The organism is Streptococcus sp. CCH8-H5 (genome assembly GCF_001556505.1).
In the GTDB taxonomy this organism is placed as follows: domain Bacteria; phylum Bacillota; class Bacilli; order Lactobacillales; family Streptococcaceae; genus Streptococcus.
Window position 1 is genome coordinate 1 of sequence record NZ_LSIZ01000137.1, and the last position, 493, is coordinate 493.

The 493-nt window shown below is 40.6% G+C and carries 1 protein-coding gene; it reads right to left on the reverse strand.

Translation table 11 applies throughout. The features are described from left to right. On the reverse strand, positions 1-493 hold a 493-nt coding region (locus AX663_RS08970; RefSeq protein WP_156430781.1), incomplete at both ends, for a Spy0128 family protein.

A 493-nucleotide genomic window follows, 5' to 3' on the forward strand; every position in this document is an offset into this window, starting at 1 on the left:
CAACGTATTTCTCTGGTTGGAACTTAGGTTCTTCTGGAGGTGTTACACGGTTGTTAAATTCTTTATCAGCAGGGTCTGTCACGTTTGTGATCAAGGCTTTCGCTGTACCATCATGAGATACAGTAACGGTTACAACAGCAGCCATTTCATCATAAGTGACAGTTGCATCTGTACCCTTAACCTCTGTTACAGTGTACTTGTAAGTACCTTCTTGACCCTTCTGGTATTTAAGGGCTGTAACAGTTTTACCAGCTTTATTTGTGTACTCTACTGGAGAGAATTTAATCTTACCAGCTGCATCGTTGGTTGCAGTTGCAATCACAACATTGTCGCTATCTTTCAACTCGAATGTGAATTCGCCAGCTTTAAGGTCACGACCTTCCAATTTCTTAGTGAAGTTGAATTCTACTGAGATTGGAACACTGTTGACACGTTTTTCAGTTGGTTTGTTTGGTTTTTCAACTGTCTTGCTTACTGGGTTGTAGTAGTTAAC